Origin of the sequence: Streptomyces sp. NPDC048142 (assembly GCF_043202835.1) — a bacterium.
Lineage (GTDB): Bacteria > Actinomycetota > Actinomycetes > Streptomycetales > Streptomycetaceae > Streptomyces.
Genome location: NZ_JBIDBC010000005.1, coordinates 37774 through 51864, shown reverse-complemented (window position 1 = coordinate 51864; position 14091 = coordinate 37774). Strand labels below are relative to the sequence as shown.

At 72.7% G+C, this 14091-nt stretch carries 13 protein-coding genes; 7 read left to right on the top strand and 6 right to left on the bottom strand.

Annotated features, from left to right (window positions below):
* Window positions 1–46: 46 nt before the first annotated feature.
* Complete coding sequence (locus ACGF2Y_RS08940; RefSeq protein ID WP_392944375.1) at window positions 47–844, top strand: hypothetical protein; 798 nt, start codon at window positions 47–49, stop codon at window positions 842–844.
* Between the two features lie 557 nt (window positions 845–1401).
* Here ACGF2Y_RS08940 and ACGF2Y_RS08935 read toward each other — a convergent pair.
* On the bottom strand, window positions 1402–1911 hold the full coding sequence (locus tag ACGF2Y_RS08935) for a hypothetical protein (protein ID WP_392944373.1): 510 nt from the start codon (window positions 1909–1911) through the stop codon (window positions 1402–1404).
* A 25-nt stretch (window positions 1912–1936) separates the two neighbouring features.
* On the opposite strand from ACGF2Y_RS08935, the gene ACGF2Y_RS08930 reads away from it, so the two are divergent.
* On the top strand, window positions 1937–2194 hold the full coding sequence (locus ACGF2Y_RS08930; RefSeq protein WP_392944371.1) for a hypothetical protein: 258 nt from the start codon (window positions 1937–1939) through the stop codon (window positions 2192–2194).
* Between the two features lie 276 nt (window positions 2195–2470).
* On the opposite strand, the gene ACGF2Y_RS08925 is transcribed toward ACGF2Y_RS08930, so the two are convergent.
* A complete protein-coding gene (locus ACGF2Y_RS08925; RefSeq protein ID WP_392944369.1) occupies window positions 2471–3991 on the bottom strand; it encodes a PepSY-associated TM helix domain-containing protein in 1521 nt (506 codons plus the stop codon).
* A gap of 110 nt (window positions 3992–4101) precedes the next feature.
* Entirely contained in the window at window positions 4102–4713 is a 612-nt protein-coding gene (locus ACGF2Y_RS08920; RefSeq protein ID WP_392944367.1) for a hypothetical protein, read from the bottom strand.
* Between the two features lie 691 nt (window positions 4714–5404).
* Between ACGF2Y_RS08920 and ACGF2Y_RS08915 the strand changes: the two genes are divergently transcribed.
* Window positions 5405–6577 (top strand): acyl-CoA dehydrogenase family protein, encoded by a 1173-nt coding sequence (locus tag ACGF2Y_RS08915; RefSeq protein ID WP_392944365.1) that lies wholly within the window; start codon window positions 5405–5407, stop codon window positions 6575–6577.
* Window positions 6578–7000: 423 nt separating this feature from the next.
* Here ACGF2Y_RS08915 and ACGF2Y_RS08910 read toward each other — a convergent pair whose 3' ends face one another.
* Window positions 7001–7414, bottom strand: coding sequence for a hypothetical protein (locus tag ACGF2Y_RS08910; protein WP_392944363.1), 414 nt, complete (start codon window positions 7412–7414; stop codon window positions 7001–7003).
* A gap of 202 nt (window positions 7415–7616) precedes the next feature.
* Between ACGF2Y_RS08910 and ACGF2Y_RS08905 the strand changes: the two genes are divergently transcribed.
* The 4 genes from ACGF2Y_RS08905 (at window position 7617) to fxsA (ending at window position 11902) form a co-directional block, all read left to right on the top strand.
* Entirely contained in the window at window positions 7617–8057 is a 441-nt protein-coding gene (locus tag ACGF2Y_RS08905; RefSeq protein ID WP_010057405.1) for an Lrp/AsnC family transcriptional regulator, read from the top strand.
* Window positions 8058–8137: 80 nt separating this feature from the next.
* Complete coding sequence (locus ACGF2Y_RS08900) at window positions 8138–9784, top strand: amidohydrolase (protein WP_392944361.1); 1647 nt, start codon at window positions 8138–8140, stop codon at window positions 9782–9784.
* A 565-nt stretch (window positions 9785–10349) separates the two neighbouring features.
* Complete coding sequence (locus tag ACGF2Y_RS08895; protein ID WP_392944359.1) at window positions 10350–11117, top strand: polyprenol monophosphomannose synthase; 768 nt, start codon at window positions 10350–10352, stop codon at window positions 11115–11117.
* Window positions 11118–11293: 176 nt separating this feature from the next.
* Entirely contained in the window at window positions 11294–11902 is a 609-nt protein-coding gene (gene fxsA / locus ACGF2Y_RS08890) for an FxsA family membrane protein (protein WP_392944357.1), read from the top strand.
* Between the two features lie 163 nt (window positions 11903–12065).
* Here fxsA and ACGF2Y_RS08885 read toward each other — a convergent pair whose 3' ends face one another.
* Together ACGF2Y_RS08885 and ACGF2Y_RS08880 are read right to left on the bottom strand one after the other, a co-directional pair.
* On the bottom strand, window positions 12066–12440 hold the full coding sequence (locus tag ACGF2Y_RS08885; RefSeq protein ID WP_365552883.1) for an RNA polymerase-binding protein RbpA: 375 nt from the start codon (window positions 12438–12440) through the stop codon (window positions 12066–12068).
* A gap of 265 nt (window positions 12441–12705) precedes the next feature.
* Window positions 12706–14079, bottom strand: a complete 1374-nt coding sequence (locus tag ACGF2Y_RS08880) for an MFS transporter (protein WP_392944355.1) — start codon at window positions 14077–14079, stop codon at window positions 12706–12708.
* Window positions 14080–14091 lie beyond the last annotated feature (12 nt).

Here is a 14091-nt window from a genome sequence, read left to right as displayed (position 1 = left end):
GCGATTCCACGCCGTCGCCGCAGCCGTCCGGGAGGTGGGAACGCTCATGGCCGACGGGGGTACCGGCCCGGACGAGGAGGAAGCGGCCCGGTCGGCCGACCGGAAGGGCGGCCCGGGGCACACGGTGCTGCTCGCGGTGGCGCTCGCGGTGCCGGTGACGAAGGTCGCGTACACGGTCGGAGGCGGCGCCGCGGCCCGTGACGTGTTCATCGGCATGGTGCTCACCGATCCGCTCCTCGCCTCCGTGCTGGCCGTCGTCGTCTCCCGCGTCGTCTTCGCGCTGTTCGCGGCGCGCGGCGCTGTCCCGGTGGAGCGCGGCGTCCTCCGGGCACTCCAGCGGGTGGCGCTGACCGTCGTCAACCCGGTCGCGATGGGGGTGGTGGTCGTGTGCTTCTTCGGCCCCTGGTGGGGGCTGGGAACGGGTCTCGCCGCCTACGCGCTGCGCAAGGGCGTCGTGGTGGAGTACCGCACCGGCAGACGGCACCCGCACGGACACCGTGCGAGCCGGCGGACGACAGCCGGATCACGCCGCGACGGCGGCTATCGGCCGTCGCGGGGGCTGCGCCGGGCGGCGGCCCTGGAGCAGTGGGCGGCGCTGGGCCTGGCGACCCTCGCGCTCCCGCTGCTGTCCTTCGTCGCCGCGCTGGACGGGCAGGCGTGGACCTCGATCGTCCGCTGCCAGGTCACCGACGGCACCCGGACCGAGAGCAACCGCCTGATCGAGCTGGGCCGCAAGGGGAGCGGCGTCGTCGGCTGGAACCTGGACACCGAGGAGATCTCCAACGGCGCGGGGTGCACGGGCGAGGAGAGCCTCTACGTGCGCGAGCCGTGGTGGCGCGACTGAGCCGGCCGCTCCTCCCGGCCGTCCGGCGCACCCCGCACGATCCGTCCGTTTCGGAGATCCGGCCTTCGCCCGAGGCGCTTACCGGACAGCCCGGGGCGAACAGGGCGGGTTCTCGGCGGGTCACCCGAATGCCGCACTTCCTCCGGCGAAAGAGATCGTTGTGCGGAGTGCGGCAACGGAAAGCATATTTCGTTTCACATGTGACGGCTTTCGAGGGCGTGTCTGTTGATCGCGAGCACACCTTCTGTGAACACCCGAACGTTCCGGCTCCGGTGCAGAGCGAGGGAACGATGCAGGAATTCAGGAAATGAGGAACAGATGTACGAAGGAAACGTTCCGCTCAAGGACTTTCTCGACACCTTGAACCGGCTGCAGGCCGACTTCGAGCAACGCCTCGGAGGCATTGAACGCCAGGCGCTGCCGACGCCCTTGGGTCATGCTCGCCTGCAGGAACGTTCCGGCTGGTCGGCATGTGCACAGGATGACGGATATCGTCCGCTCGGGCTGGAGGCCATCTGGACCTCGCCCCGCGCCTCTTCGGGTGAACGTCCGAGCGGTCAGCGGGATCCGATCTCCCCGCGATATGTGGAGACCCTCCTCGACCAGCCCCCAGAAGAAACGTTCCCCCTGCCTCGCGGCGGCGACAGCCGCATGCGTACCGTCCGAAGGAAGTGCCGTCCGGAATAGGGGGCGTGCGAACGGGCTGCCGCGAGGGCCTCCGCTTCCTGGCCGGCCCGTTGTCCGCGACTGGCCGGTCGGACGAGCGTTCGTGCGGGAGCGGGCAGGTAGGGGGTGATGTTGCGCCGGGCGCGCTCGACGTACTCCTCCTTCTCACCGGCCGGGGCGACATGGTGCAGCGCGCTTTCGGCGGCGTCGTCGCCATCGAGCCGGGCGATGATCCAGGCGGCGAGATAGTGCGAGGCCAGGCAGCCGCCTGCGGTGGCGATGGTGCCCTTGGCGTAGAAGGGCTGGTCGAGCACCTCGACGTCGGCGGCGACGACCCACGGCTTCGTGGTCAGGTCGGTGCACGCGGGAATGTCGTCGAGCAGGCCGGGCCGGGCCGGCACGAGCGCGCCGGAGCACTGCGCCGCGATGAGCCGGCGCGAGGGGGTCCAGACCCCGCAGGACGCTCATGATCGCCGGGTCTTCGGTGACCTCGCGGGTGGCGATGCCGCTGCCGACGATGACGGCGTCAGCGGCGCACGCCTCCTCAAGGGCGGACATCTGCTCGATGACCACTCCGTTCATCGACGTCACCTTGAGGCCGGGGGTCGCGATGGTGACGCGCCGGCCATCGGTCCTGACGCGGTTGAGCACACCGAGCGCGATCAGGGAGTCGAGCTCGTGTAGCCCTCGAAGGTGAGGACGGCGATGTGCACGGCGGCTGTCCCTTCCTGACTCTTTCCGGATGGCCAGGACTCGACGGCAAGGACCTGCGGGCAGGACAGTCAAAGGATTCATGGATGCGATCCGGTGGGTGGCAGCCGCTGGAGCCCGGGTGGGGGTGTCGTGCTCCACGTGCCGGACCGGGAGGCCGACGCCGGACGTCGTGACGTAGACGTCGTGATGTACGCGGGCGTCGGCCGCGACCGGGGGCGGACCCGGGCGGTCCGCCCCCACCCGGCGTCAGGCGGTACGTCGTCGGCGTACCGCTCCCACCACCGCGTCGACCACGAGGAATCCGGCCAGCGTCACCCCGAGGACCGGCAGCGCCCAGCCCAGGGCGGCCACGGCCGGGATGCCCAGGACGAGGGCCGGCAGCGGCAGCCGCCGCCACGCCCCGCGCTCCGGGGCCCTGCCGACCGGCGCCGGCCGGTCGCCCCGGGTGGGTCGCCGCAGCCACCACATGCGGTAGCCCCAGACGATCACGGCCGTCAGGCCCAGCGCGAGGAGGGCCAGCGCGATCTGGTTGACGACCCCGAACAGCACGCCCATGTGGCCCTGCACACCCAGCTTGCTGAGCTTGTTCAGGGCCGGGTGGTCGGCCCAGCGGGTGCGCGAGGTGATCTCGCCGCTCGTGGTGTCCACGGCCACCCGGTCGTAGTGCACCGGCCAGGTGTCGTCGGTCTGCGCCACGACCCACGCGCTCGCCGCGTCCGCCGGAGGCGTCACCTGCACGGTTCCCCCGAGGCCCGCGCCCCGGGCCGCCGCGAGGGCCGCGTCGAAGTCCGCCGGGTCGGCGTCGGCCGCCGCGACCTCCGAGCCGCCGTGTCCGGCGTGCTCCGAGTGGTCCTCGGCGGGGGCCTCGGCACCCGGGAGCGCCGTGTCCAGGGCCGGGGCGTTGCCGTTCGCCGCGTCCAGCAGCCGCCCGAACCGGTCGCCGCCGTACTGCGACCAGGTGAGGCCGGTGGCGCTCAGGAACAGCAGTCCGAGCGCCAGCCACACCCCGGTCGCCGCGTGCCGGCTGCGTGTCCGCCGCACCCCTCGGGCCGTACGGTCCGGAAGCAGCACGCCCCGCGCCGACTTCGCACGCCGTCCCCGGCTGCGTCCGAGCCACAGGACGAGGCCGCCCGCGACGGCCACCCACAGCCAGCTCGCGGCGACCTCGGAGTACAGACGGCCGGTGTCGCCGAGATGGAGATTGCGGTGGAGGTCGTCGAGCCAGGTGGTGAGCGGCGTCGAACCGAACCAGGTCGTCAACTCGCCCCGCACCTCGGCGGTGTACGGATCGACGAACACCGTGCGCTGGTTCTCGCCCAGCTCCGGCACCGCGAGCACCACCCGGGTGGTGTCCTCGGGGCCCGGCGGTGTGATGACGGACGCCAGCGTGCCCTCGGGGTACGCCGCCCGCGCGGCGGCGATCTGCTCCGCCAGCGGGCGTACCTCGTCCCCGGCCCGCTCGACCCGCAGCTGGTCGCCGTACACGATCCGGTCGAGCTGGGGCGTGAACGTGTAGGCCAGCCCGGTGAGCGCGGCCACCAGGAGGAAGGGGGCGACGAGCACACCGGCGTAGAAGTGCAGCCGGACCAGGAGGTGCCGCACCCCCGCCCAGGAGCGGGCCGGTCGGGGCTGCCCGGACGGCGGTTTCACCTGGTCGTCCGGTCTCCTGGAGTCCGGCCCGGCGGCAGGGACGTCGGCAGGGACGTCGGCAGGGACGTCGGTCGGATCGTGGTCGTTCTGCGGTATTTCTTCGGTTCTGTGGGACACGGGTGCTCCTCGGGGATCGGACGGTGACGGACGCGCGCCCGACGGCTCCCGTACGCATGCCTGATGGACGCCGGACCAGGTCCGGCGTCGGCGGCAGAGCGAGGAGCGGGTCAGGCCGAAGCCACCGTCGGCGGTCCGCGCCGGGGCCGGGACCGGGCGAGGAGCGCCCCGAACCGGATCCGCGCCACCACCGGCGGGACCGGGCGCGGCCGGGGCGGGCAGCGGAGCGAGGGAACGGGCGGGGGCGTCACGAGAGGGGCGAGCAGGGCCGCGAGGCGCCGCAGCACCCGCTCCCCGTACATCACGCAGAGGGCCGTCCCGAGGGTGGCCGCCGCGTGGGCCAGGGCCATCCCGGCGTCCATGGCGTGCCCGGCGCCCCCGTCCGTGCCGTGGCCGCCGGGCTGCCCGGCCATGTGGTGCTCGTGCCCGGCCGCCCGCACGGGATGCGGGCCCGTGCCGGGCGACGGGAGGAGGTGGAAGACGTGGTGCAGGGCGAACTGCGTGGCGCCGAGCACCAGCACCACGAGGTCGAAGCGGTGGCGCCGTCGGCCGAGGAGCAGGGTCCCCTGCACGGTCAGGGCGAGGAACAGGAGGGCGAGCACTCCCGCGCCGGGCAGTCGCCCACCCGCCGCGACATGGCTCGCTGCGCCGAGCGACAGGCACGCCGAGCCGCAGAGCAGGCCCGTGGCCGCTCGCCTCGGCAGGCCGCCCGGTGCACGCATGGACATAAAATAGCCAGCCCGCTCGCGAGGTCCGACCGTGGGGTCCGCGCCACGGCCTCCCTTTTCCCTGGGGCAGCAGTCGGCCGGGTGGCCGAAAAGGGTCCCGTACGGATCCGGACAGCGGGAGGGGCCCGCACCGGCCCGGGGCGCACCGGGCCCGGCACCCGGAGTGCGCCCGAGCCCGGTGTCACGCCGTGCCGGCCGAGGACATCCCCGCGACGCCGGGCGGGGAGGCGCCACGGCCGCCGTACCGGCGGCCGTGGCGCGTGCCCGGAGCCGGGCACGGGGACGATGCGGCTCGGGCATCGTGGCTCCTCGTGGGGGAGGGCTGGTGCGTGGGGGGTGCGGGCCGAACGCCGGGCAGCCGCGCCCGACTTGACATGGACGCGATGTGACGTTCGATGGAACCGTAGAAGGACTAGACCAGTTGGGGCAAGGGTCCGGACCGGCCCGCCGGCCGCCCGCGGCCCCTTCGGGCCGTCCGACCTGCCCATTGCCCCGTGACGGGAGGCATCCGATCGGGCATACTCAACCCGCCACAGCCGATGACCGTGCCACCCGTGACCCGGGAGGGCAGGATCGGCGGGGCAGTCTGTTTTTCCCGGGTCACTTCCGGGGGATCACCCGGCGGCGCCGCTCCCACCCCGAGCGCGCGACCGCCGCAACGCCCGACAGGGAGGAGAGCGCCGTCATGTCCGACCGTGCCCCGCAGCCGGTGGAACGCCGTCTGCCCACCGAGGAGTCCCGGCAGCTCGTCGCGCTCGTCCGCGACATCGTGTCGAAGGAGATCGCTCCCCGGGCGTCCGAGCAGGAGGAAGCGGGCGTCTTCCCGCGCGAGGTCTTCACCCTCCTGTCCGAGGCCGGACTCCTGGGACTCCCGTACGCCTCCGCCCACGGCGGCGGTGACCAGCCCTACGAGGTCTACCTCCAGGTCCTGGAAGAACTGGCCGCCGCCCGGCTCACCGTCGGCCTCGGTGTCAGCGTCCACTCCCTCGCCTGCCACGCCCTGGCCGGATACGGCACCGACGAACAGCGTGCCGCGCACCTGCCGGCCATGCTCTCCGGCGGCCTGCTGGGCGCCTACTGCCTCTCCGAACCCGCCTCCGGCTCCGACGCCGCCTCGCTGCGCACCAAGGCCGTACGGGACGGGGACGGGTGGGTCATCACCGGGACCAAGGCGTGGATCACCCACGGCGGCGTCGCCGACTTCTGCACCGTGCTCGCCCGTACCGGCGTCGAGGGCCCCCGCGGCATCACGGCCTTCCTCGTCCCCGGCGACGCCGAGGGGCTGCACGCCGCTCTCCCCGAAAAGAAGATGGGGATGAAGGGCTCGCCCACGGCACAGCTCCACTTCGACGGCGTACGGGTCGGCGACGACCGGCGCATCGGCGAGGAGGGCCAGGGCTTCGCCATCGCCCTGTCCGCGCTCGACTCCGGGCGCCTCGGCATCGCCGCCTGTGCCGTCGGGGTCGCCCAGTCGGCCCTGGACGAGGCCGTCCGGTACGCCACCGACCGGCGTCAGTTCGGCCGCCCCATCGCGGACTTCCAGGGGCTGCGGTTCATGCTCGCCGACATGGCCACCCAGATCGAGGCCGGCCGGGCGCTGTACCTGGAGGCCGCGCGGCTGCGCGACGCGGGGGAGCCCTTCTCCCGGCAGGCCGCCATGGCGAAGCTGTTCTGCACGGACGCGGCCATGCGGGTGACCACCGACGCCGTCCAGGTGCTCGGCGGATACGGCTACACGCTCGACTTCCCGGTCGAACGGCTGATGCGCGAGGCGAAGGTGCTCCAGATCGTGGAGGGCACCAACCAGATCCAGCGCATGGTCATCGCGCGCCACCTCGCGGGTCCCGAGACGCGCTGAACCGCAGCGGCGTCCCGGACCAGGGGGGCAGTGCCGCGGCCTGGTGCCACTCCGGGGCGCGGCGGCCGGGCAGCGTGCGGCCTTCGCTCTCCCACTGCCTGATCAGCGCGCTGTAGATCGGCGGGTCCACGGGGGCGCCCATGGGTGGGGCCTCCGTGGAACGGGGCAGCGGCTGTGCGGGCGTTCCCGGCTGCGGAACCGTTTCTTCTGGGGCGGGCGCGGCGAGACGGCGGCGACCCGAACCGACTGTTGAATGCAGCGTGGTCATACGGGGCCAACGCGGCAGGGCGGGCCCGGGTCACTGTCACGCCGATTCGAGCGCTCGTTCGCGGGGGCCCGCACCCCGCGCCGCCGCGGGAGCGGAACCGCGGGCACCACGGCGGCCGGGCCGTCGTGGTGCTGGGCGGGCGTACGGCGTACGGGTCAGGCGGCCTCGCGCCGCATCCGCGGCACGCGCAGCGGACGGGAGCCGGGTCCTCCGGCGTGCGAGAAGGGCTGCATCCGCCAGTCGAGCCCCTGGGGGAGCGTCAGCAGCAGCCCGGCCTCCTGCTCCTGGAGCTCCAGGGTCTCGTCGGCGGGCCGGGTGTCCGTCACCCCGCGGCCGGTTCCGGCGCAGACGGTGAGGACGAAGGGGTTCCACGGCGTGGGGCACCGGGCGTGCTCCGGCAGGACGTCCTCGTCGGCCAGCAGCGCGATGGGCTGGGCGCAGTCCGGGCAGATCACCCGGACCATCTCGAACATGTCGTACGCGTCGGCGGTGCCGTCGTCGTCCGGATCGACGGGCTCCGGATCGACAGGCTCCGGTTCGGTACGTCCGGTGAGCTTCAGGCTCTGCATGGAAATTCCCCCCTCGGGTGGGCCGGCAAGGCGCCACGGCCTCGACCACAGCAAGCACTTCCCGTCGCGCATAGCCGATAACCACGAGGTGGCCCGCTACCGACCCATGAGCCTGTGTCATTCGTCACATGCCGCCCGCAGGTGCCGTTCCGTGACCCGCGCGACTGTGCCGAGGGGCACCTTGGGCCATAGGTTGATCCGCATGGAGGAGCTGGACCGTCAGATCGTTGAGTTGCTCGTCAAGGACGGGCGGATGAGCTACACCGACCTGGGCAAGGCCACGGGCCTGTCCACCTCGGCGGTTCATCAGCGCGTCCGCCGACTGGAGCAGCGCGGGGTGATCCGCGGCTATGCCGCGGTCGTCGACCCCGAGGCCGTCGGGCTGCCCCTCACCGCGTTCATCTCGGTGAAGCCGTTCGACCCGAGCGCTCCCGACGACATCGCCGAACGGCTCGCCGGGGTGCCCGAACTGGAGGCCTGCCACAGTGTCGCCGGGGACGAGAACTACATCCTGAAGGTGCGCGTGGCGACCCCGCTGGAGCTGGAGCATCTGCTCACCCGGATCCGTACGCTCGCCGGCGTGTCCACCCGGACCACCGTCGTCCTGTCCACCCCGTACGAGGCCCGGCCCCCGCGGATCTGAGCGGCGGGCCCGGGGATGTCCCGCCCGCTCCGGAGGGGGCCGGGGACCGGGCGGCGACCGGCAGGCGCGAGACTGGTCCCATGAGCCAGAGCACCGCCCCCCAGAGCGCCCCGGAACACCGCACCGTGCTGTTGCGCGGCGGAGACGTCCACAGCCCCGCCGACCCGTTCGCCACCGCGATGGTCGTCGAACGCGGGCAGGTCGCCTGGGTGGGGTCCGAGGGGGCCGCCGACGCCTTCGCGAGCGGCGTGGACGAGGTGGTCGACCTCGAAGGCGCCCTGGTCACCCCCGCGTTCACCGATGCCCATGTGCACACCACCGCCACCGGCCTGGCCCTGACGGGGCTCGACCTCTCCGGTGCCCGCACGCTGGCCGAGGCCCTCGGCCGCATCCGTGCGTTCGGACACGGACGGGCCGCCGGGGACGTCCTGCTCGGGCACGGCTGGGACGCCGCCCGCTGGCCCGAGCGGCGTCACCCCTCGCGCGCCGAGCTCGACGAGGCGGCCGGCGGCCGGGCGCTGTACCTGCCGCGGATCGACGTGCACTCCGCGGTCGTCACGACGGCCCTGCTGGACCTCGTACCCGGCGTCACCGAGATGACCGGATACCACCCGGACGAGCCGCTGACCGGCGACGCCCACCACGCGGTACGGGCCGCCGCCCACGGCGCGCTGTCGTCCGCCCAGCGGGCCGCCGCCCAGCGCGCCGCCCTCGACCACGCCGCCTCCCTCGGCATCGGCAGCGTGCACGAGTGCGGCGGGCCCGAGATCTCCGACGAGGAGGACTTCACCGGCCTCCTCGCCCTCGCCGCCGAGCGGCCCGGACCGCGCGTCTTCGGCCTCTGGGCCGAGGAGATCGCGGACGAGAAGGACGCCCGGCGCATCCGTGAACTCGGCGCGACCGGCGCGGCGGGCGACCTGTTCGTCGACGGCTCCCTCGGCTCGCACACCGCCTGCCTGCACCGGCCCTACGCGGACGCCCCGCACACCGGCACCGCCCACCTGGACGCCGCCCGGATCGCCGCCCACGTCACCGCCTGCACCGAGGCGGGCCTCCAGGCGGGCTTCCACGCCATCGGCGACGCCGCGGTCACCGCCGTGGTGGACGGGATCAGGGCCGCCGCCGGAACGCTGGGCCTCGACCGGATCCGGGCCGCCCGCCACCGCGTCGAACACGCCGAGATGCTCACCCCCGAGACCATCGCCGCCTTCGCCGAACTGGGCCTCACCGCCTCCGTGCAGCCCGCCTTCGACGCCGCCTGGGGCGGGCCGGAGGGGATGTACGCCGAGCGCCTCGGCGCGGAGCGGGCCGCCGGCCTCAACCCGTACGCGGAGCTGCTGCGCGCCGGAGTGCCCCTCGCCTTCGGCTCCGACAGCCCGGTCACCCCGCTCGACCCCTGGGGCACCGTACGGGCCGCCGCCCACCACCGCACCCCGGAGCACCGCATCTCGGTCCGCGCCGGGTTCACCGCCCACACCCGGGGCGGCTGGCGGGCCGTCGGCCGCGATGACGCGGGCCTCCTGGTGCCCGGCGCCCCGGCCGACTACGCCGTCTGGCGGACCGCCGAACTCCTGGTCCAGGCCCCTGACGACCGGGTCGCCCGATGGTCCACCGACCCCCGGTCCGGCACGCCGGGACTGCCGGATCTGACGCCCGGGGCCGACCTTCCCGTCTGCCTGCGGACCGTGGTCTTCGGACAAACTGTCTATGTGCGACCGAACGAGTGACGTCGGGATATTCCGTACCGCTGATCGACGGCACGACGGCTGGTCCGCGACCTGCGGCCCTTCGGCACTGACCAGGCAGTTCCGGAAAGAGTCGCAGGTCGCACGGCTGTTGACAGGACGCGCCCACGGGCCGGTAGGTTCGGCCGGGTCCACCACAGGACGTCCGTCCGGTCGAACCTCCACGCAGTCGTCGAACGCCGCTGGGTCATGAGGTGGTGTGCCGCACCGGCCCACCACCGCCGACAGCCAGGTTCAGCGCCCGCGCCTCGGGGGCGAGGGAAGGTTGCAGCCGGACGGAGGGTGGGACCCGGGTGGGGCCCGGACGTTCAGTAGACAACGGCTTTCGGTCGACCCGCAGCCAGCGGGTCCCAGGTCGGCCCGAAGGGCGCCGGGCCCCGATCCGCAGTTCCCTCCAGGGGCCTGCGCCGCAGTCGCCGTCCCGTGTTCTGTCCGCAGTTCCACGGGTCTGTCCACGCCGCGTCACACGTCCGCGCGACCGCGTCGGAGTCCGACGGCGGCGCGCTGGATATGGTGTCCCCCTGTGTACGGACTTTAAGGGGCAGTAGTGAACGACGGCGGTCAGAGGCAGTTCGGCCCGCTCGGCAAGGTTCTGGTGATCATTCCGACCTACAACGAGGTCGAGAACATCGGGCCGATCGTCGACCGGGTGCGCACCGCCGTCCCGGATGCCGACATCCTGGTGGCCGACGACAACAGCCCCGACGGCACCGGCAAGGCGGCCGACGAGATCGCCGCGGCCGACGGCCAGGTGCACGTTCTGCACCGCAAGGGCAAGGAGGGGCTCGGCGCCGCCTACCTCGCGGGCTTCGCCTGGGGCTCCGAGCACGGCTACGGCGTGCTCGTCGAGATGGACGCCGACGGCTCCCACCAGCCCGAGGAGCTGCCCCGGCTGCTCACCGCGCTCAAGGGCGCCGACCTGGTCCTCGGATCCCGCTGGGTCCCGGGCGGCCGGGTGGTCAACTGGCCCAAGAGCCGTGAGGTGATCTCGCGCGGCGGCAGCCTCTACTCCCGGCTCGCCCTCGGCCTCTCCGTCCGGGACGTCACCGGCGGCTACCGTGCCTTCCGCACCGAGACGCTGGACGGCCTCGGACTGGCCGAGGTCGCCTCGCAGGGCTACTGCTTCCAGGTGGATCTCGCCCGCCGCGCGGTCGAGGCGGGCTATCACGTGGTCGAGGTCCCCATCACCTTCGTCGACCGGGAGGTCGGCGACTCCAAGATGAGCCGGGACATCCTCGTCGAGGCGCTGTGGCGGGTCACCGGCTGGGGCATCACTTCCCGCGCGAACAAGGTCCTGGGCCGCAAGACCCTCTGACGCTCCGGGCGGGCGATCGAGGACGGACCTTCGATCGGGGCCGACGGTCGATCGGGGCCGACCGTCGATCGGGGCGGGCCGTGGATCGAGGGCGGACCGTCGATCGGGGCGGACCCGGACCGCTTCATGATCACCCCCTTACGCCGCTTGGACGCCGGCACAGGCACACTGGGGGCATGACGACCGGCACTCCGCCCCCGACCCGTCCCCGGCGCTCGCGCGCCCGTAGATTCCTGCCGCTGGCCCTGGCCGCCTGGCTGGTCCTGGAGGTCTGGCTCCTGACCCTGGTCGCGTCGGCCGCGGGCGGCCTCGCCGTCCTGCTGATCCTGGTGGCCGGCGCCGTGCTCGGCGCCGTGGTCATCAAGAGCGCCGGCCGGCGCGCCTTCAAGAACCTCACTGAGACCCTCCAGCAGATGCCGGGACAGCCCGGCGCCCCCGCCGCCCCGCCGACCGCCCCCGCGGGCGGCAAGGGCTCCCGGGGCAACGGGCTGCTGATGCTGGGCGGGCTGCTGCTCCTGATCCCCGGCCTGATCTCGGACGCGGCCGGGCTGATCCTGCTGGTGCCGCCGGTGCGCACCATGATCAGCCGTTACGCGGAGCGCTCCCTGGAACGCCGGATGCGGGCTGCCTCGCCGGGCAGCCTCTCGGACGCTTTCCAGCAGGCCAGGATGCACCGGCCGGACGGGAAAGTCGTCCCCGGCGAGGTCATCCGCGAGGACGGATCCCAGGCGCCCTCCGGGCCCGACGACGACCCCCAGGGCCCTCGCCCGCCCCTCACCCCCTGACAGGGAGGCTCCCGGCCGATCCCGATCCCGGGAGCCCATGCCATCGGCCGGGGGAGCGCGCCTCGGGAGCCTGCGAAGAGCCCGGGGGCATGCGAAGAGCCGCGGGCCGTGACACACGTTCTGTGTCACGGCCCGCGGCTCTTGATGCTGTGCTGTCGTGCGGTCAGGCAGACTTCCTGCTGTCCCGCGGATGCACGGCGATGTTCATGGCTCCGGAGCGCAGAACCGCCAGCCTCTCGGCCAGCACCTCCTCCAGCTCCTCACGGGTGCGCCGCTCCATGAGCATGTCCCAGTGCGTACGCGCCGGCTTGCCCTTCTTCTCTTCGGGGCCATCCCCGTTCACCAGGAGTGCCTGGGCGCCGCACGCCTTGCACTCCCACTCCGGCGGAATTTCCGCCTCTACCGAGAACGGCATCTCGAATCGATGTCCGTTCTGGCATGCGTACTCCACCGCCTGGCGCGGGGCCAGATCGATGCCGCGGTCCGTCTCGTAGCTGGTAACCACAAGTCGCGTGCCGCGGAGAGCTCGCTCACTCATGAATCGTGCCTCCCGGGCTTGTCGCCCACAGGACAAAATGTCGCTGTCGTCGTCATCCGGTCAACGTCCGGTCGGCGGTAAAGATTCCCGTTGCCGGTCATGCGTCGCCCGTCGTGCCGCTGCTTTATCTGGGTTGAGTACCCACCCATGCCCGGTTTGTCACTTCTGTCAGATGTTGTCACCCAACGATTGGACCGCTTCCACTCGCAGTAACGGTCCTCCGGGCAGGCCAAAGACGTATACTACCGGCCTTTGACTTCAACGTCTAAATCCGGTCCGGCACCGGGTTGCCCGCGGCCTCGATCGCCCGCCTCACCGGGACCCGTGCGAGCAGTACCGCGCCGAGCGCGAAGAACACGATCAGCGAGATGATCGCCTCCCGGTAGCTGCCGGTCAGCTGGTAGGCCAGACCGAACACCAGGGGCCCCAGCCAGCTCAGTCCGCGGTCGCTCATCTCGTACGCGGAGAAGTACTCCGCCTCCTTGCCGCGCGGCACCAGATGCGAGAACAGCGACCGCGACAGCGCCTGGCTGCCGCCCAGCACCAGGCCGATCGCCGCCGCCAGAACGAAGAAGAACACCGGCGCGTCGGAGGGCAGCAGGTAGGCGGAGACCAGGATGAGGGTCCAGATGACCAGCGATCCCAGAATGGTGCGCTTGGCGCCGTGCGCCCGGGCGAGCCGCCCCATGCCGAGCGCCCCGGCCACCGCCAGGATCTGCACCAGCAGCACGGCGATGATCAGCGTCGTCTGATCCAGGCCCAGCTCCTCGGAGCCGTACAGCGAGGCCTGCGAGATCACCGTCTGGATCCCGTCGTTGTAGACGAGATAGGCGAGCAGGAAGGAGAGCGTCAGCGGGTGGCGCCGCATGTCGCGCAGGGTGGCCATCAGCTGTTTCCACCCGGATCCGACCGACCCCTCACCGCCCGGCGGCACCCGGCGGTCGCGCAGCCGGCGCAGCGGCACGAGGGTGAACGCGCCCCACCACACCCCGGCCGAGGCGAGGCAGATCCGCACCGCGTCGGACTCCGTGAGCCCGAAGGACTCGTGGCCGGTGTACAGGATCAGGTTGAGGACCAGGACGAGGGCGCCCGAGGTGTAGCCGAAGGCCCAGCCGCGCGAGGAGACCGCGTCGCGCTCCTGCGGCCCGGCGATCTGCGGCAGGTAGGCGTTGTACAGGACCATCGACACAGAGATCGAGGCGTTGGCCACGATCAGCAGGAACGCCCCCAGCAGATAGCGGTGGCCGTCCAGGAAGAACATCCCGGCCGTCGCCGCGGCCCCCGTGTAGGCGGCCGCCGCCAGCAGCGGTTTCTTGCGCCCCGTACGGTCCGCCGCCGCGCCCACGATCGGCATCAGCACGACGGCCACCACGATGGACGCCGACACGGAGTACGCGAACAGCGAACCCGCGCGCACGGGTATGCCCAGCGGGTGCACGAACCCGTCGGGATCGGCCGCCGCCTTGGCGATCGACGTCAGATACGGACCGAGGAAGACGGTCAGCACGCTGGTGGAGTAGACGGAGCAGGCGAAGTCGTAGAAATACCAGCCGTGCTGCTCCCGTCTGCGGGCGGCCGCCGTCCCGTCGTCCGGCGGCCGCCCGGACGGATCGGCCTTCCCCGTGGTCCCGGTGCTCATTCCGCGCCCCCT

Coding starts and splice junctions, on each gene's coding strand:
- ACGF2Y_RS08920 (WP_392944367.1), bottom strand. CDS start 4,713: ATGCGTGCACCGGGCGGCCTGCCGAGGCGAGCGGCCACGGGCCTGCTC.
- ACGF2Y_RS08900 (WP_392944361.1), top strand. CDS start 8,138: ATGAGCCAGAGCACCGCCCCCCAGAGCGCCCCGGAACACCGCACCGTG.
- fxsA (WP_392944357.1), top strand. CDS start 11,294: ATGACGACCGGCACTCCGCCCCCGACCCGTCCCCGGCGCTCGCGCGCC.
- ACGF2Y_RS08915 (WP_392944365.1), top strand. CDS start 5,405: ATGTCCGACCGTGCCCCGCAGCCGGTGGAACGCCGTCTGCCCACCGAG.
- ACGF2Y_RS08940 (WP_392944375.1), top strand. CDS start 47: ATGGCCGACGGGGGTACCGGCCCGGACGAGGAGGAAGCGGCCCGGTCG.
- ACGF2Y_RS08905 (WP_010057405.1), top strand. CDS start 7,617: ATGGAGGAGCTGGACCGTCAGATCGTTGAGTTGCTCGTCAAGGACGGG.
- ACGF2Y_RS08885 (WP_365552883.1), bottom strand. CDS start 12,440: ATGAGTGAGCGAGCTCTCCGCGGCACGCGACTTGTGGTTACCAGCTAC.
- ACGF2Y_RS08880 (WP_392944355.1), bottom strand. CDS start 14,079: ATGAGCACCGGGACCACGGGGAAGGCCGATCCGTCCGGGCGGCCGCCG.
- ACGF2Y_RS08930 (WP_392944371.1), top strand. CDS start 1,937: ATGAGCCGGCGCGAGGGGGTCCAGACCCCGCAGGACGCTCATGATCGC.
- ACGF2Y_RS08910 (WP_392944363.1), bottom strand. CDS start 7,414: ATGCAGAGCCTGAAGCTCACCGGACGTACCGAACCGGAGCCTGTCGAT.